Here is a 15,638-nt window from a genome sequence, read left to right as displayed (position 1 = left end):
CACTGAAAGTACTGGAGACAGAGAAATGAAGATCGCATTCATCGGACTCGGCAATATGGGCGGCCCGATGGCCCTGAACCTGCACAAGGCCGGCCACTCGGTCAGTGCCTTCGACCTGTCGGCGGAGGCATGCAGGAAGCTGGCGGACGAAGGCGTAACCATTGCTGCGTCGGCGATCGAATCGCTTGTCGATGCGGAAGTCGTCGTCAGCATGCTGCCGGCCAGCGCGCATGTCGAGGCGCTGTACTTCGGGCGCGACGGACAGCCGGGTCTGCTGGAGAAGATCCCACCGGGCGCGCTGGTGATCGACAGCAGCACCATCGCCGCAGCGACCTCCCGCAAGGTGGCCGAAGCAGGCGCCAAACGCGGGCTGGCAGTAATCGATGCGCCAGTGTCTGGCGGTACCGGCGGCGCCATCGCCGGCACGCTGACCTTCATGGTCGGCGGCGCGGCAGCCGATCTCGAACGCGCGCGACCGCTGCTCGAGAAGATGGGCGCCAATATCTTTCACGCAGGCGATGCCGGTGCCGGCCAGACCGCCAAGATCTGCAACAACATGCTGCTCGGCATCCTGATGATCGGCACGTCGGAGGCCATCGCGCTGGGCGTGGCCAACGGGCTCGATCCGAAGGTGCTGTCGGAAATCATGCGGCGCAGCTCGGGCGGCAACTGGACACTCGAAAAGTACAACCCGCTGCCCGGCGTGATGGAAACGGCCCCCGCGTCGAAGGGCTACGCTGGCGGCTTCGGAACCGATCTGATGCTGAAGGACCTGGGCCTGGCGCAGGAAAACGCGGCTGCGGTCCGGGCGTCGACGCCATTGGGCGGACTGGCACGCAACCTGTATGCGGCCCACAGCCTGGCCGGTCACGGCGCGCTGGATTTCTCCAGCGTGATCCGGATGGTCCAGAAATCCTGAAATCCTGAAAGGCTGAAGCGGCCGAATCCCTACTTCTTGGTCTCCAGCGGGTCGTCCGGGCTGGCCGGTCGCCAGCCTGGTATCGACGACAGCGCTTCTGCCTCGATGTGCTGGGCGTCATGGCCTTCCCACATGAAGTGGATCAGGCAATCGCCCATCGTCAGGATGTCGCCATGCGACAGCGCCGCGTGCATCACCGCACGACCGTTCAACAGCACGCCGTTGCGGCTGCCGACGTCCTCGACCAGCGCGAACGGATGCTGCATGACGATGGCTGCATGCATCCGGCTCACGCGCAGGTCGGACAGCATGATGTCGTTGTTGGGCGCGCGCCCGAAGGTCGTTCTAGGCAATGTCAGCTGATAGACGTAGGCCTCGCTGGATGGCGGCTGGATACGAAGCGTAGGTGGCTTACTTTCACTCATGTGCGAACTATCGCCGTATATGTCGCCAACTCGGCCCGTCGGATGGCGCCGGAAGCAAAAAAATCAGCGCTGCGGCATGTCCTTCGTCGAATAACCCACGCTCACCGTCGCATCGGACGGGATCGGCGGCATCGTCGCGTTCCAGCTTTCCCAGTCGGCGCGCATCCTGGCCAGCCGATCCTGCTCGCGCTTGGCCAGGTTCGCGCGCTCGCGTTCGTCGGCCGGAATGTTGAACAGGTATTCGTTGCCGTCGACTTTCAGGTACTTCCAGTCGCCGTCTCGCATGGCCTGCTGACCGCGATGGTTCATGCGCCAGTGCAGCGGGCGGTCGAAGCCCTGGGCCGCGTCGCGCAGCACCGGCATCAGCGAGATCCCGTCGAGCGGAAACGCGGGGTCTGCCGAGACGCCCGCGGCGTCCAGCATCGTGGCCGACCAGTCCATCGTCATGCAGGGCTGACGGCTTTCGCAGCCCTTGCCGATGACCGCCGGCCAGTGCGCGATCCACGGCACGCGGATGCCGCCTTCGGTCAGGTCCATCTTGCCGCCGACCAGCGGCCAGCTGTCCGAGAAGCGTTCGCCGCCGTTGTCGCTGGTGAAAACGATCAATGTGTTGTCGGCCTGGCCGTTCGCTGCCAGCGCAGCCATCAGGCGGCCGATGCCTTCGTCCATGTGATGGATCATCCGGCGGTAGACGTGGATGTTGCCGCCGGCCAGGTCGAACAGGTTGTCCGCGACTGCCGGCGCTTTTGCCGCATCGTCGCGGGTTTCCCAGGGCCAGTGGGGCGCGGTGTAGTGCAGGCTCAGGAAGAACGGTTCTTCCTGCTGTGCCATGCGATCGACGTAACCGACTGCGCGATCGGAGATCAGGTCTGTGAGGTAGCCCTCGGCCTGCGTCGCTTGGTCGCCGGTCCAGAGATCGTGCTGGCCGCGCGAATCGCAGTGCGTGAAATAGTCGACGCCGCCGGACAGCGGGCCGAAGAATTCCTCGTAACCCGAGCGCAGCGGACCGAAATGCGGCGGATAGCCGAGATGCCACTTGCCGATCAGCGCCGTGCGATAGCCGCTCGCTTTCAGCAGCGAAGGCAGCGTCGGGTGATCGGGCGGCAGGCCGAGCGTCGTGCTGCCACGGCTGTCGCTCCGGATCGGTTCCTCGGCCGCGCCGCGTAGCCGGTACTGGTAGCGGCCGGTGATCATCGCGAAGCGCGTCGGCGAGCAGACCGGCGAATTCGAGTAGCCCTGCGTCAGCTTCAATCCGCCGGCGGCCAGACTGTCGAGCACCGGAGAAACCGGACCGAAGTCCGCATCGCGGCCGCCGTAGCAGCCGAGGTCCGCGTAGCCGAGGTCGTCAGCGACGATGAAGACGATGTTGGGGCGCTGCATCGACGTTCCGTCCGGGCCGGTCAAGGCTGGTAGCCCGACTTCTGCACCACTGGCGACCACTGCGCGCGGTATGCCTTCAGCATCGCGACCGTCTGCGCCTGCGTGCTGACGACCGGCGTCATCAGCGAGTCCTTGAAGCGGCGGGCGGTGTCCGGGTCCTGCATCACGTCGTGGATGGCGCGCGAGAGGCGGTCGACCTTGTCTTTCGGCATGCTCGTCGGCGCGAAGAAGGTGTTCCAGCCGGTCGCCGAAAGATCGAGCCCGGCTTCCTTGAAGGTCGGAATCTTCGGTGCGAACGGCGAGCGTTGCGCACCGGACACAGCCAGGATGCGCAGCTTCCCGGCTTCGTGCTGCGGCAGCACGACGTCGGCAGTGTCGATCGCCACCGGCACCTGGCCGCCGAGCAGGTCGTTCAGCAGCGGCGCCGAGCCGCGATAGCCGATCACCTGCGTCTGCACTGCTGCCTTCTCGCCGACCATCAGAGCGAAGAAGTGCGGCAGGCTGCCGGTGGCCGGCACGCCGACGTTGGCCTGCTTTGGATTGGCACGCATCCAGGCGAGCAGGTGGTTGAGTTCGCGCACCGGCAATTCGGGCGATACGGCGAGCGCGAAGTCGTAATCGTTGACGTGCGACACAGGAACGAAATCGCGTTCCGGGTCGTAGCCGTTGTCCTTGAACACCAGTGGCGCGACGATCATGACGGCCGGGTTGGCGAGCATCAGCACGTTCTGGTTGGCCGGCGTCGTCTTCACCTGCTGTGCAGCCAGACGTCCACCCGCGCCGGGCTTGTTCTCGACCACCACCGGCACGCCGAGCTTCAGCGCGAGCTTGTCGCCGACGATGCGCGCGACGCGGTCGGTCGCGCCGCCGGGTGCATAGCCGACCACGATGTGTAGCGGAGTGTCGAGTTGCGGCGTTGCCGCGGTTTGTGCCTTGGCAGCGGCGACGAACCCGGCCGTGAGGGCGGCGACCGACAGGAGCGCCACCATGCGGCGGGTGTAGCGGCCGCGCGGGTACGAGAGGAAGGACGGCATGCGGTGTCTCCGATAAGGGGCCGCAATGCTACCGGTTCTTCCGGCCGGCGGTCGGTCAGCGCGATGCGACCTGTTCGAACAGCGCCTTGTTTTCCTTCAGCCAGCGTTCCGAGAGGTCGCCATCTTGCTGAGACGGATCGAAATCCGTGCGGAAATAGCTGCGCCAGGTATCCAGGTTGCTGCGCAGCAGTCCATTACGGCCCAGGAGGATCCGTGCGCCGCTGCGCCACGTGGCGAGCTTCCATAGCTGACCCTCGCGCTTCAGGTTGGCGACTGTCTGACGTGCGAGGTCGCTCATGAAGATCAGCGTCGTGCGTCGAAACCAGCGGGTGCGCCACTGTTCGGACCCGTCCGCGGCGCGGTAGATGGTGAACGCCGTATTGCGATGTTCCGACTCTTCCGCGCTGTGCCAGAGCCACATGGCCTTCAGTCGCGGTTCGGCGCCGTCGAAAACTTCTGGATGCGCGAGCAGCCAGTTTGCGAACATCGCCGTGAAATGTTCGGTGGCAGCCGTAATGGCCAGCGCGTGCCGCGGATCGGTACCTTCGAGAAGCGCCATCCGTTTCCTGGCGCGGGGCGTCCAGTCGTCGACCAGCCCGTGCTTCGCCAATTGCGCGTTGAACAACGCGTGAATCCTGCGATGCGTCGCCTCCTGGCCGATGAAGCCTTTGACTTCCGCTTTGTGCTGCGCTTGCAGATAGGGCGAAAGCATCACCATCGCGTCCCGCACCGAATCGATGAAGAACTGCTCTCCGAACGGAAAGCTCATCGACAGCGCATTGAACATGGCGGTCGAAAACGAATCCCCGCCGCACCAGTTGCGCGCGATCGGCTCATCGAGATCGATGAGAAGGCGGCGGGTGGCGAGATCGGTCATGCAGTCGGTACTTTCACGTACCGCCGATCATGCGAGCGCTGGGTGGTACTGTCAAACACCGAGCCCGAATGGGTCGATATAAGGGCATCCTCATGTCTCGAGCACAAGCCACACCGCATCACGAGCACTACGGGCGCCTGCTGGACGGCATGGGCGCAGCGGTTGCCGCCAAGGGGTACGCCGAAACCACGATCGCCGACATCGTGCGGGAGGCGGGTGTTTCGCGCCGCAGTTTCTACGAGCATTTCGCGACCAAGTCGGATTGCCTGCTCGCGCTCTACAAGGCCGGCAGCATGCGCGCGCTGACCGTATTGGCAGAAGCGGTCGATCCGGATCAGCCTTGGCAGACGCAGGTCGCGCCTTCGCTTTCCGCCTATCTGGTCTACCGTTCGCAAGCGCCGGCGCTTCTTCGGATGCTGTTCGTCGACATCGTCGGTATGGGCCCGGAAGGGCTTGCCGTGCGTGGAGAGGTCAATCTGGAGATTGCGCACTGGATCCAGGCAGCGACGCATGAAGAGGGTCGGCTGCCGATTTCGATCGAACTTGCGATGACCGTGATCGGTGGCATCAACGAACTCGTCCTGCGTGCGATCCAGCAGGGGCGCTCGGACGATCTGCGACCTCTCATCGCGCCACTGACGCAGATGGTGCTGGCCGTGGCCGGCTACCAGCGAATGTCGGAAGCCTAGACTTGCGCGGCGTCGACGCCATCTGCCGCGCGCCTCGGCGCTGCGCTACGGACCGGTATCCATCACTCCGATGGAATTCCCGCTTCCTTCACCACCTTGCCCCACTTGGTCAGGTCGGACCTGATCAGCGCCGCATATTCCTCAGGCGTTCCGCCCTGGATCTCGATGCCGACGGCTTCCAGCTTGACCCTGACGTCCGGAAGCTTCAGCGCGGCGTTGATCTCGGCGTTCAACCTGGCAACGATCGCCTTCGGCGTGCCGGCAGGTGCCAGGAAGCCGCCATTCGTATTCGCGTCATAACCCTTGAGGCCTTGCTCGTCGGCTGTCGGCACGTCGGGCAGCGACGCCGATCGCTTGCGGGTCGATACCGCGACGGCCCGGACGTTGCCGGCCTTGACCTGCGACTGGATCGCGCTGATCGTGTCTATATAAAGAGCGGTGCGCCCGGCCAGCAGATCGGGGTGGGCTGCGGACGAGCCCTTGTACGGCACCAGCAGCATCGGTACGCCGCTCGCCATGCGAAACATCTCGGCCGCCATCTCCTGCGCGCTGCCGCGTCCGGAAGTCGCGACCTTGGCCTCGTTCGGATTCGCCTTCATCCAGGCGACGAACTCGGGCAGCGTCTTGGCCGGAATCTGCGGCGAGATCGCGAAGATCAGCGGCACCTCATGGGTGTAAACGATGGGTTCGAAGCTCTTTTCCGGATCCCAGCCAAGGCTCCTGAACAGGAACTTGTTGATGTTGTGACTGCCGCCGACGATGCCGATCGTGTAGCCGTCAGGCGTCGACTTGGCAAGGATCTCGGTGCCGAGGTTGTTGGAGGCGCCCGGCTTGTTCTCGACGATCACCGGCTGGCCCATCGACGCGCCGATCTTGTCGCCGACCACGCGGGCGATGACGTCGATCGCACCGCCCGGCGGCGCGGGGACGATGATCTTGATCGGTCGGGTCGGATAGGTAGCCTGCGCGCCGGCCAGGGTCGGCAGCATGGCGAGTGAAGCCGACACGGCCAGGGCCTTGATAAGGGCCTTAGAGAGGGAAGTGATTTGCACGATTTGTCTCCTTTTTATGGTTTGTTCGATCGCTCTCAGCCGCGCCCGACGTAGGGCATCGCGCTGGCCATGACGGTCATGTTCAGCACATTGGCCGCCAGCGGCAGCGCTGCGATGTGGCGCACGGCATCGGCGACATGCTTCGCGTCCATCGTGGGTTCGGCTGCAACCGTGCCGTTGGCCTGCAGCACGCCGCGCGTCATGCGCTCCGAAAGCTCCGTCAACGCATTGCCGATGTCGATCTGGCTGGCGACGATGCCGAATGCGCGACCGTCCAGCGCCAGCGATTTGGTGAGGCCCAGCACCGCATGCTTGCTCATCGTGTAGGGGGCCGTGAACGGGCGCGGTGTGTGTGCCGAGACCGAGCCGTTGTTGACGATTCGGCCGCCCTGCGGCGATTGGCGGCGCATCAGGCCGCAAGCCGCTCGCGCGCAAAGAAACATGCCGGTCACGTTGGTGTTCAGCACGCTGAACCATTTGTCGAGCGGCAGTTCGTCGATCGGCACGGCCGGTGCGTTGACGCCGGCGTTGTTGAACAGCAGGTCCAGCCGGCCGAAGCGCTTTTCGACGGCATCGAAGAGCGCCTGCACGCTCTCGGGATCGCTCACATCGGTCGGCAGTGCAAGCGCAAACTGGTCGCGCGATGCGGCCTCCGCCGCCAGCGTTTGCAGCGGCTCGGTGCGACGGCCTGCAAGCACGACATGCCAGCCGTCGTTCAGCAGCCCGATAGCCACGGCGCGACCGATGCCGCTGCCGGCGCCGGTGACCAGCGCGATCTTGTTGGAAGGGGTTGTCGTCAAAGGTTGTCTCCTGTCGTGGTCATCATCGAGAACCGGCCGATGCCTGCCGCGCCGCCTTCGACGACGTCGCCCGGTTGCAGCGCGCCGACGCCGGCCGGCGTTCCGGTGTAGATCAGGTCGCCGGGCTGTAGCGCCACCGATCTGGAAAGCATCGCGACCAGTTCGGACACCGACCACAGCAGGTCCGATATGTCGGCCCGTTGCCGTTCGATGCCGTTCACCGTCAGCCACACGGCGCCATCCTTCGGATGCCCGCAGATCGCGGCCGGAACGATAGGCGTGCACGCCGCGGATCGGTCGAAGGCCTTAGCCGGCTCCCATGGGCCGCCGGCACGTTTCGCCTGCTGCTGCAGATCGCGTCGCGTCAGGTCCAGCCCTGCGGCATAGCCCCAGATGTGGTCCGGCTCCACCTGCTCGGGTTCGATGTTCCAGCCGCCGCGACCGATGGCGACGACCAGCTCGATCTCATGACAGAAGTCGCTCGTGCCGGTCGGATAGGGCAGCGCACCGCGCGCCTCGAACACGGCGCCGGCCGGCTTCATGAACCATGCCGGCATGTCTGGCGACCTCGGTTCGTCCGCATTCCAGCTGTAGTTGCGACCGATGCAGTAGACGCGGTTGACCGGAAAAAGCGTATCGGTGTTTGCCACCGGCAAGGTCGTCGGTATCGGCGGCGGGAAAACGAAGTTCGTCATGCGGTTCGATGACGTTCAGGTCGTCAGGCTCATCGATGGGCGTTTGCCCGCCAGGGCCTGCGCGATGCTTTCGAGCACCATTTCGCCCATCGCCGTCCGTGTCTCCCAGGTCGCGCTGGCGCGATGCGCCTGCAGCGTCACGCGCTCCGAATCGCGCAACGCGGCCGGAACGCGGGGCTCGTCGACGAACACGTCCAGACCCGCGCCAGCGATCCGGCCCGAGGTCAGCGCGTCGGCCAGGTCCGCCTCGTTGACCAGTCGGCCGCGCGCGACGTTGACCAGGAAGCCGCGCGGGCCAAGTGCTTCGAGCACCACCGCATCGACGATGCCTTCGGCCTTGTCTGCCGCCGCGCTCAGTACCAGCGCATCGACATCGCGGGCCAGCGTGAGCAGATCGGGCACGAACCGGTGCGAGAGATCGTCCATCCGGCGCAGGTCGGTGTAGCTGATTTCGCAGCCGAAAGCCGCGGCCCGGACCGCGACCGCGCGGCCCACGCGACCCATGCCGACGATGCCGACGCGCATGCCGCTGAACCGTCGGGCCAGCGGAATCGCGCTCGGCTCGGGTCGGCGCTCCCACTCGCCAGCGCGCACGAATCGGTCTCCGGCGCAGAGGTTGCGGCAGGCGGCGATCAGCAGCCCGACCGCCAGGTCGGCGACGTCTTCGGTCAGCGCGCCGAGCGTGGCCGTGACGGGCAGTCCGCGGCTGCGGCAGTACGCGAGATTCACGGCATCGGTCCCGACGCCGTTGACGGCCACCACCTTGACGTTGGGCAACTGTTCGAGCATCGCCCGCGAAATGCCGGCATGCCCGCCGGTGATCACTGCATCGACGGAGGCGCCGTTCTCGCGCAGCCAGGTTTCGCGATCCGCGGTCTCGAAGAATTTGACAACCGTGTAGAGCGAAGTGAGCTGCTCGTTGATGGCCGGGATCAGGATCGGATTGAGCTGCAGGACGCGAGGTTTCATGGCTGTTCGGGTGGCTATCAAGGGTGGCGCATGTTAAAAATAGATTGATTAATAGGTCAATATTGATGTTTAAAATCAATGTATAAAACTTTCTGCGACCGCTCATGGCTTCCTGGATTTCGATGGACGAGGCGTGCCGCCTCCTGGGGGTGCGACCCCAGACCGTTTACGCCTACGTAAGCCGCGGCAAGCTGGAGGTGATGCCCGATCCGGTCGACACGCGGCGCAGCCTTTACCGGGCCGAAGAAGTGGCCGGCCTGACCCGGCGAAAACAGGCGGGCCGCAAACACGAAACGCTGGCGGCCAACACGCTGTTCGGTTCGGAGCCGAGCGTTCCGACGGCGCTTTGCGCGTTCTTTCGCGGGCGACCACACTACCGCGGTAAGGACGCCGTCGACATGGCCCGGTCGGCCACTCTGGAGGAGGCCGCGCAATGGTTGTGGAATGCAGAACAGCCGGTCGACTTCACTTCGCCGAAGTCGACCGAACCGAAACCTGCAGACGAACCGGGGCGGGTCGCGGCATTCGCCGTGCTCGGGCGCCTTGCCGCGACCGGGCATTCCACCCGTGGACGCCTGACACGGTTGCTGCACCGCGAAAGCGAGGGCCTGATCGGCCGAATGGCCAACGCATTCGGCGCCGGGCCGGGCAATCAGCCGCTGCATCTGCGTTTCGCTAAGGGCTGGAAGCAGCCGGCGCATGTGGCCGAGCTGTTGCGGACGGCGATGGTGCTGCTGGTCGATCACGAACTCACCAGTTCGGCTTTCGTGGCGCGCATCGCCGCGTCGACGGGTGCGTCGCTTCCGGCTTGCCTGATCGCCGGACTTGCCACGCTCTCGGGCCCGTTGCACGGCGACGCTTCAGGCCGGGTCCAGGCGCTGTTCGGCGAGGTCGAACGGCTGGGCGACGACAAGGTGCTGGCGCACTACCTGTCGACCGGGTTGCCGCTGGCCGGCTTCGGTCACCACCTCTATCCCGACGGGGACCCGCGTGCGGCAGCCTTGCTGGCGATGTTCGAGCCGTCGGAAACGATTGCGCGCTTCATCCAAAAGGTGACGAGCCTGACCGGCCTTCAGCCGAACATCGACGTGGCGCTGGCTGCTCTGGTCGCGCACCACCGATTGCCGGAAGACTCAGCCTTCGGGCTGTTCGCGACGGCGCGCAGCATCGGATTGCTTGCGCACAGCCTGGAGCAATTGGGCGTGGCGCAGGTCATCCGTCCGCGCGGACGCTATGTGGGGCCGATGCCCGAAACGTCGGAAATGCCCTGAAAAACCGATCTACGCCCGGCCGATGCCGCCATGCGCCAGCGACCAGGCCGACGGGTTTTCCAAAAACTGGGCCAGCTCGATACGCGCGTCCCGCCCGAAGTCGTTGCGCGCTTCGGCGGCGGCAAGAACGTCGCGCCAGTTCGCGAGTGCGTGAAGCCGCAGATCCAGCGAGTCCAGCAGCCTGTCCGCACCGAGGATTCCGTAGTCGAAGACGACGAACAGGTCCTGCACCCTGGCGCCGCGAGCGCGCAAGGCACTGACGAAGCCGGCCTTCGACGCGCCGGCGGCCATCATGTCGTCGACGAGAAGCACCTTCATGTCCCGGAGAACGACGCCCTCGACCCTGTTCGCGCCGGTGCCGCGCTTGCGCACGAACTGGAGCGGAAGGTTCAGCGCATCGGCGATCCAGGCGGCCAGCGCGATCCCGCTGGATTCGCCGCCCGCCACGGCCGTGACTCCGCTCAGTGCGCCGTCCGATTCGAGACGCTTCAATCCGGCGGAAACCAGCGCACGGCGCGTTTCCGGAAACGAGATCAGGCGCCTGCAATCCATGTAGACCGGACTCGCCCAGCCGGACGGCAGGCGGAAGGGTTCGTCGGAACGGACGGTGACGCAGCCGGCGTCGATCAGGCGGGACGCGATGGCGGGGCCGGAGCCGGGGATCAGGTCGTGTGTCGACATCGAAGAACTCTTGTTCATAGTTTGGCCAGCGCCGTGTTCAGGGCCTGCACGCCGAGCATGAAATCGCCCATGTCCATCGCTTCGTGCGGATTGTGCGAGCCGTTCTGGTTGCGCACGAAAAGCATGCCGCTCGGTATGCCGGCGTTGGCGAACAGGGACGCGTCGTGACCGGCTCCGCTCGGAATCGTCTCGTGCACGGTTTTCTGTTCCGCGCACGCCTGGGAGAGCAGCTTGCAGAGGGCGGCATCCATCGTGGCCGGCTCGCTGAGCAGGCGCCGGTCGAATTCGAAACGCACACCGCGCTCCCGCGCGATCGCAGCGCATTCCGCCTGCATCACCTGATAGAACGCCTCCAGCGTGTCGTTGCTCTTGCTGCGCGCCTCCAGGCTGAAGGCGACATGGCCGGGAATGCGGGAAATCGAATGCTCGGCAGGGTCGGTGCCAACGATGCCGGTGGTCACGACCAGATCGGTCCCGCGCTCCAGCAACACGCGCCAGTGCTCGTCGAGCCGCATGATGAGGTCGGCTACCGCGAACATGGCGTCGTGACGCAGCCACCGCGGCACTACGCCCGAATGCTGCGCATCGCCGTGGCAGACGACGCGGTTGTGGCGCACATTGCCGCGAATGCCGGACACGACGGCCAGCGGCAAGTCGCGCGCGATCATCACCGGGCCCTGTTCGATGTGCAGTTCGACGAAAGCCTTGACGCGCGCCTTGTCGAAGAGCGTCTGCTGCGCCGAGATGGCTTCGACATCGGCCCCGCAGGCACGCATGCAGTCGGCCATCGACTCGCCGGTGGCGCGCTGCTTCAGGGCCAGATCTGCCGGGCCGATTTTTCCGAACAACGCGCCCGAGCCCATGTAGGCCTTGCCGAACCATGCACTTTCTTCGCCGCGGAACGCCACGACTTCAAGCGGGAGCGGGTAGGCCGTGCCGTTTCTCTTCTGGTCGACGAGACACAGCAGGCCGGCGACAACGCCTGCATAGCCGTCGAAGTTGCCACCCTGCGGAACCGAGTCGATGTGCGAGCCGGTCCAGGAGACGGCTCGCGCGCCTTCGGTTTCGGGCAAGCCGACGACGACGTTCGCAGCCCTGTCGTCATGGACCGCCAGACCCTCCTGGCGGGCGAAGGTGCGGAGGTATTCGGCGGCCGCGGATTCGCCGCGGCCGTAGCTCTCGCGAGTGACACCGACGCCGTCGAAGGAAAGTTCGTGTACGTCGGAAAAAAGTTTCTCGGCCAAAGGCCGAAGTGAGGAGATGGTCATGTGCAGTCGAACTCTTCGGCCCCGATGGCCGCCTGGGAGTCGACGGTGCAGCTTTCGTGCCAATCAGCCGCAACTGCGCGCAGCGGCACGCGTTCTCCGGGGTTCTTACTTGTCGGACTTCGTTTTCTTAGCTGCGGCCTTCTTCGCCGCCGCCTTCTTCGCTGGCGCAGCTTTTTTTGCAGCCGGTGTCTTTTTTGCAGGAGCTGTTTTCTTGGCTGCCGTCTTTTTGGCTGCTGTCTTTTTCGACGCGGCAGCCTTCTTGGCGGGTTTTGCGGTCTTTTCGGACTTGTCGAAATCCTCCTTCTCCGGCGCTCCCTCTTCGCCCTTTTTCTTCATGTGTTCACCGCTGCCGTTCTTGATGCGCTCCTGCTTGGCATGGATGTTGGCGTACAGACCTTTTTTCGCTGGCATGGATGACTCCTGTGGTGATTGTTGCCAACGGTAGTGCGCGTTTGTCAACTGGCCGCACGCCCGCGCCGCATGCCAGCGTAGGAAGGCACTCGCTTGCGTCGACGTTTTCTCTTTTCAGAACGGTGCCGGCTTTGGACTCGACGCATAGATCAGCGCGCCGCTCAGCACCACACCCGTCGCGCACAGGAATATCAACGAGTACGTTCCAGCTGCATCCCAGCCGTTACGCAGGCTCGCATCCGCGATCAGCCCGAACGCCCACGACGTCGCTGCCGATCCCAGGAAGACAAAGGTGTTGAGCACGCCGAGACCGCGCCCGCGCAACGACTTCGACACCATCCCGCGACCGTGCGCCATCACCAGTGGATGCACCATGCCGACCGTCGCCAGCAGCGTGAGCAGCAGCACGCCGGGTACGAGACCCGCGTCGGGCCAATGGGAAAGCATTGCGCCGCAAATGAAGGACATCAGCGCCCAGCCGAGGATGGTCGTCTTGATGCCTTTGCGGCGTACCAGCAGCGGAAGCAGCAGGGCAGTGGCAAAACCGCCGAGGCTCACCAGCGCCAGCATCAGGCCCCGCGAACCGGCGTCGAGTCCGAAGACGTCGGCGAGATACGGACCGCCCCAGGCATTTCGGAATGTCGTGCCCGCAGCCAGCGCGACGCAGAGCGGGATCAGCGTCCACATCGCCGGCAGCTTCAACAATCCGGCACTGCCACGCAGCAAGGCAGCCGGACTTTCCTGGCGCGCGTCGGCATGGCCCTCGTCGCGCACGTTGCGCCAGACGCCGATGCAGGCGAGCAGCATGCAGGCGGCCGCAACGGCCAGCGCCGGACGCCAGCCGAACGTGTGTGCAGCCCAGCCTAGCGGTGCCGTGGCGAACAGCGCCCCGATCATCGACACCGCATTCGCACGGCTGATGACGGTGACGTAGCGGTGCACCGGCAACTGTTCCGACGCGTAATGCATGAGCCCCATGAAGACTGGCGCGCAGGCGAGACCGAGTCCGGCCTGAGCCACCATCGCGGTCGCGCCGCCCGGCGCAGCGACGAAGAGTATCGAAGCGGCCACGCCGACCGACATCAGCAGGCGGGTCGGCCGCCCGACGCCGTAGCGGTCGAAAGCCACGCCGACCGGAACCTGCGCCACGGCAAAAGCAAGGAAGAAGCAGGACGACAGCGAACCGAAGCCGGCTGGCGTCAGGCCGAGGTCGTGCTGGAGCTCGGGTGCTATCACGGCCAGGCAGGTGCGAAAGAACTGGCTGAGCGCGAAAGCGAAGATGAGGGCGCGGATGCCGCGCGATGGATCGGTGGAGAGCATCGGGTGAGAATCTCACACATGACACGACTTTCCTTCTCCATTCTTCCCGCCGCCCTTGCCGTTGCCGTGGCAGGTACCCTGTGCCTGACGCCGCGAAGCGCAGCGGCGGAAACGCTCAAGAAGCCGGCGCTAGACCGGCTTGCCGCGATGCCGGCGCTGCAGAAGGCCCCCGACTTCAAGCGTTTTCTCTCGCAGGCCGCCGGCTCCAGCGGCGCGTCGCCGTCGCTCAAGAAAGCCGCCGCGGCCTATGCGGCGAAGTGGCCGCTGACCGGCGACGACCAGGTCAACGTGAGCCGCATGCTCGGCCTCTACAACCGCCTGCATCACCACGATGCGGTGATCGCCAGCATCTCCGAAATGGTCGCGATCCCGACCGTGCGCGCAGCCAGCGTGCCGCCGCACGAGAGCCCGGCGATCATCGAGATCGGCCGGAAGATCGAGACGATGTCGCGCGAATTCGGACTGCAGTACCGGAACGTCGACAACCGCATCTTCGAGGTTAGGCTGCCGGGCACGGGCAGCGAGGAGTTCGGCATCCTCACGCATGCCGACGTGGTGCCGGCCATCGCCGAGGAATGGGTGCTGGACGACGGCACGAAGCTCGATCCGTTCAAGGTCACGCGCGTGGGCGACTATCTCTATGGCCGAGGCACCATCGACGACAAGGGCTCGATCGCTGCGGTGATGTACGCGATGAAGGCAGTGAAGGAAAGCGGCCTGCCGTTGGCCCGCACCATCCGTTTGATGGTCGAGACCACGGAGGAAACCGGTGGCGACGCGATGAAGTACTACCGTGAGAAAACGACCCTGCCGGCCTACAACATCGTGCTCGACAGCAAATACCCGGCGGTGGTTGCGGAGAAAGGGTCGGGTGCGCTGAAGGTGTCTTTCTCGGGTGCTGCAGGGATCGAAGCCGATCCGGCGGTCACCGCTATCACCGCGATGACGGGCGCGCCGTCGGCCAACGCGATTCCGCAGACTGCCACGGCGAGGCTGCAGGGCGGCGATCTCGCGGCGGTCGCGGCGAAGCTCGAATCAGCCAGGGCGGTGTTCGTGCAGAAGTACGAAGGGCAGGGCGGCAAGTTCTCCATCGACATCGCGCGCGGCGCCGACAGCGTCGACCTGAAGGTGAACGGCGTCTCGGCCCACGGCTCCCGGCCCGAGGAGGGAGTGAACCCGGTGCCGCGTCTCGCGCTGTTCCTGCGGGAGGCCGGCGTGCCGCTGGCCGATAACGGCTACGCCCGTGCCGCAAGATACGTCGCGGAGGTCTATGGCACCGATTACTTCGGCAACACCCTCGGCGTCGCCTACAAGGACGACTTCATGGGTCCGCTCACCCTGTCGCCGACGCTGATCCGGGCAGGCACCGAGGGCAAGGTCGACGTCACGGTCAACGTGCGCATGCCGCGCGGCAACACGCCAGACGACCTGAAGAAGGCAATCACCGCGAAGATCGATGCATGGGCAACCGGCAGCCAGACCCAGGCCGTCGTGCAATACGACCAGGGCAACTGGATGGCCCGCGACCCGAGCGGCGCATGGCTGTCGACGTTGCTCAACATCTTCGGCGACACCACCGGACTCGAAGCCAAACCGGTTCCGACCGCCGGCAGCACCACGGCCAAGCTGATGCCGAACGCGATCAACTTCGGCCCCGCTATGCCCGGCAAGAAATACACCGCGCACAACGCCAAGGAATTCAAGGAAGTCGCCGACCTCGACGCCGACATGCAGATGTTCACCGAGATGCTGGTGCGGATCGGAAATCTGCAGAAGATGCAGTGAATACCAGCGTTGCGGCACGCTGCTTGCATCAGCAGAATTCGGTTTCCGACAATATCCTCAAC

General features: G+C 65.2%; 16 protein-coding genes. 4 read left to right on the top strand and 12 right to left on the bottom strand.

The features are described 5' to 3' along the window. Positions 1-25: 25 nt before the first annotated feature. Entirely contained in the window at positions 26-919 is an 894-nt protein-coding gene (mmsB, locus tag ACSFA3_RS04270) for a 3-hydroxyisobutyrate dehydrogenase (protein WP_435504147.1), read from the top strand. Positions 920-948: 29 nt separating this feature from the next. On the opposite strand, the gene ACSFA3_RS04265 is transcribed toward mmsB, so the two are convergent. From ACSFA3_RS04265 to ACSFA3_RS04250, 4 genes are all read right to left on the bottom strand, one after another. Next, positions 949-1,344: an FHA domain-containing protein gene (locus ACSFA3_RS04265; RefSeq protein ID WP_435504146.1), complete on the bottom strand. Its 396-nt coding sequence runs from the start codon at positions 1,342-1,344 to the stop codon at positions 949-951. 63 nt (positions 1,345-1,407) lie between these two features. After that, positions 1,408-2,724 (bottom strand): sulfatase family protein, encoded by a 1,317-nt coding sequence (locus ACSFA3_RS04260; protein ID WP_435504145.1) that lies wholly within the window; start codon positions 2,722-2,724, stop codon positions 1,408-1,410. 20 nt (positions 2,725-2,744) lie between these two features. Then, a complete protein-coding gene (locus tag ACSFA3_RS04255) occupies positions 2,745-3,713 on the bottom strand; it encodes a Bug family tripartite tricarboxylate transporter substrate binding protein (protein WP_435504953.1) in 969 nt (322 codons plus the stop codon). Positions 3,714-3,813: 100 nt separating this feature from the next. Further along, complete coding sequence (locus tag ACSFA3_RS04250) at positions 3,814-4,635, bottom strand: metal-dependent hydrolase (protein ID WP_435504144.1); 822 nt, start codon at positions 4,633-4,635, stop codon at positions 3,814-3,816. Between the two features lie 92 nt (positions 4,636-4,727). On the opposite strand from ACSFA3_RS04250, the gene ACSFA3_RS04245 reads away from it, so the two are divergent. Continuing rightward, positions 4,728-5,324: a TetR/AcrR family transcriptional regulator gene (locus ACSFA3_RS04245; protein ID WP_435504143.1), complete on the top strand. Its 597-nt coding sequence runs from the start codon at positions 4,728-4,730 to the stop codon at positions 5,322-5,324. Between the two features lie 62 nt (positions 5,325-5,386). Here ACSFA3_RS04245 and ACSFA3_RS04240 read toward each other — a convergent pair whose 3' ends face one another. From ACSFA3_RS04240 to ACSFA3_RS04225, 4 genes are all read right to left on the bottom strand, one after another. Beyond that, a complete protein-coding gene (locus ACSFA3_RS04240; RefSeq protein ID WP_435504952.1) occupies positions 5,387-6,313 on the bottom strand; it encodes a Bug family tripartite tricarboxylate transporter substrate binding protein in 927 nt (308 codons plus the stop codon). 98 nt (positions 6,314-6,411) lie between these two features. Further along, a complete protein-coding gene (locus tag ACSFA3_RS04235) occupies positions 6,412-7,176 on the bottom strand; it encodes an SDR family oxidoreductase (protein WP_435504142.1) in 765 nt (254 codons plus the stop codon). Then, a complete protein-coding gene (locus ACSFA3_RS04230; RefSeq protein WP_435504141.1) occupies positions 7,173-7,871 on the bottom strand; it encodes a fumarylacetoacetate hydrolase family protein in 699 nt (232 codons plus the stop codon). Before ACSFA3_RS04230 ends, ACSFA3_RS04235 begins: the two co-directional genes overlap by 4 nt. 15 nt (positions 7,872-7,886) lie before the next feature. Then, the gene (locus ACSFA3_RS04225) at positions 7,887-8,840 is read right to left on the bottom strand and encodes a 2-hydroxyacid dehydrogenase (RefSeq protein WP_435504140.1); all 954 of its coding nucleotides are present in this window, start codon (positions 8,838-8,840) and stop codon (positions 7,887-7,889) included. 104 nt (positions 8,841-8,944) lie between these two features. On the opposite strand from ACSFA3_RS04225, the gene ACSFA3_RS04220 reads away from it, so the two are divergent. Next, the gene (locus ACSFA3_RS04220) at positions 8,945-10,111 is read left to right on the top strand and encodes a citrate synthase (RefSeq protein WP_435504139.1); all 1,167 of its coding nucleotides are present in this window, start codon (positions 8,945-8,947) and stop codon (positions 10,109-10,111) included. 9 nt (positions 10,112-10,120) lie between these two features. Here the strand turns inward: ACSFA3_RS04220 and ACSFA3_RS04215 are convergent, their stop codons facing one another. The 4 genes from ACSFA3_RS04215 to ACSFA3_RS04200 all read right to left on the bottom strand — a co-directional run bounded on the left by ACSFA3_RS04215 (position 10,121) and on the right by ACSFA3_RS04200 (position 13,791). Next, on the bottom strand, positions 10,121-10,810 hold the full coding sequence (locus tag ACSFA3_RS04215; protein WP_435504138.1) for an orotate phosphoribosyltransferase: 690 nt from the start codon (positions 10,808-10,810) through the stop codon (positions 10,121-10,123). Beyond that, positions 10,807-12,060 carry a hydantoinase/carbamoylase family amidase gene (locus tag ACSFA3_RS04210; protein WP_435504137.1) on the bottom strand — a complete coding sequence of 418 codons (1,254 nt, stop codon included), beginning with the start codon at positions 12,058-12,060 and terminating at the stop codon, positions 10,807-10,809. Before ACSFA3_RS04210 ends, ACSFA3_RS04215 begins: the two co-directional genes overlap by 4 nt. Before the next feature lie 105 nt (positions 12,061-12,165). Beyond that, complete coding sequence (locus ACSFA3_RS04205) at positions 12,166-12,471, bottom strand: hypothetical protein (protein WP_435504136.1); 306 nt, start codon at positions 12,469-12,471, stop codon at positions 12,166-12,168. A 114-nt stretch (positions 12,472-12,585) separates the two neighbouring features. Beyond that, the gene (locus ACSFA3_RS04200) at positions 12,586-13,791 is read right to left on the bottom strand and encodes an MFS transporter (protein WP_435504135.1); all 1,206 of its coding nucleotides are present in this window, start codon (positions 13,789-13,791) and stop codon (positions 12,586-12,588) included. 18 nt (positions 13,792-13,809) lie between these two features. Between ACSFA3_RS04200 and ACSFA3_RS04195 the strand changes: the two genes are divergently transcribed. After that, positions 13,810-15,576 carry a dipeptidase gene (locus ACSFA3_RS04195; protein ID WP_435504134.1) on the top strand — a complete coding sequence of 589 codons (1,767 nt, stop codon included), beginning with the start codon at positions 13,810-13,812 and terminating at the stop codon, positions 15,574-15,576. The last annotated feature ends 62 nt before the right edge of the window (positions 15,577-15,638 follow it).

It is taken from the genome of Variovorax glucosi (assembly GCF_051216695.1).
GTDB lineage: Bacteria > Pseudomonadota > Gammaproteobacteria > Burkholderiales > Burkholderiaceae_C > Variovorax.
This window is presented reverse-complemented; position numbering and strand designations above follow the sequence as displayed.

Coding starts and splice junctions, on each gene's coding strand:
- ACSFA3_RS04215 (WP_435504138.1), bottom strand. CDS start 10,810: ATGAACAAGAGTTCTTCGATGTCGACACACGACCTGATCCCCGGCTCC.
- ACSFA3_RS04210 (WP_435504137.1), bottom strand. CDS start 12,060: ATGACCATCTCCTCACTTCGGCCTTTGGCCGAGAAACTTTTTTCCGAC.
- ACSFA3_RS04200 (WP_435504135.1), bottom strand. CDS start 13,791: ATGCTCTCCACCGATCCATCGCGCGGCATCCGCGCCCTCATCTTCGCT.
- ACSFA3_RS04250 (WP_435504144.1), bottom strand. CDS start 4,635: ATGACCGATCTCGCCACCCGCCGCCTTCTCATCGATCTCGATGAGCCG.
- ACSFA3_RS04205 (WP_435504136.1), bottom strand. CDS start 12,471: ATGCCAGCGAAAAAAGGTCTGTACGCCAACATCCATGCCAAGCAGGAG.
- ACSFA3_RS04265 (WP_435504146.1), bottom strand. CDS start 1,344: ATGAGTGAAAGTAAGCCACCTACGCTTCGTATCCAGCCGCCATCCAGC.
- mmsB (WP_435504147.1), top strand. CDS start 26: ATGAAGATCGCATTCATCGGACTCGGCAATATGGGCGGCCCGATGGCC.
- ACSFA3_RS04255 (WP_435504953.1), bottom strand. CDS start 3,713: ATGGTGGCGCTCCTGTCGGTCGCCGCCCTCACGGCCGGGTTCGTCGCC.
- ACSFA3_RS04195 (WP_435504134.1), top strand. CDS start 13,810: ATGACACGACTTTCCTTCTCCATTCTTCCCGCCGCCCTTGCCGTTGCC.
- ACSFA3_RS04230 (WP_435504141.1), bottom strand. CDS start 7,871: ATGACGAACTTCGTTTTCCCGCCGCCGATACCGACGACCTTGCCGGTG.
- ACSFA3_RS04245 (WP_435504143.1), top strand. CDS start 4,728: ATGTCTCGAGCACAAGCCACACCGCATCACGAGCACTACGGGCGCCTG.
- ACSFA3_RS04240 (WP_435504952.1), bottom strand. CDS start 6,313: ATGCTGCCGACCCTGGCCGGCGCGCAGGCTACCTATCCGACCCGACCG.
- ACSFA3_RS04225 (WP_435504140.1), bottom strand. CDS start 8,840: ATGAAACCTCGCGTCCTGCAGCTCAATCCGATCCTGATCCCGGCCATC.
- ACSFA3_RS04220 (WP_435504139.1), top strand. CDS start 8,945: ATGGCTTCCTGGATTTCGATGGACGAGGCGTGCCGCCTCCTGGGGGTG.
- ACSFA3_RS04260 (WP_435504145.1), bottom strand. CDS start 2,724: ATGCAGCGCCCCAACATCGTCTTCATCGTCGCTGACGACCTCGGCTAC.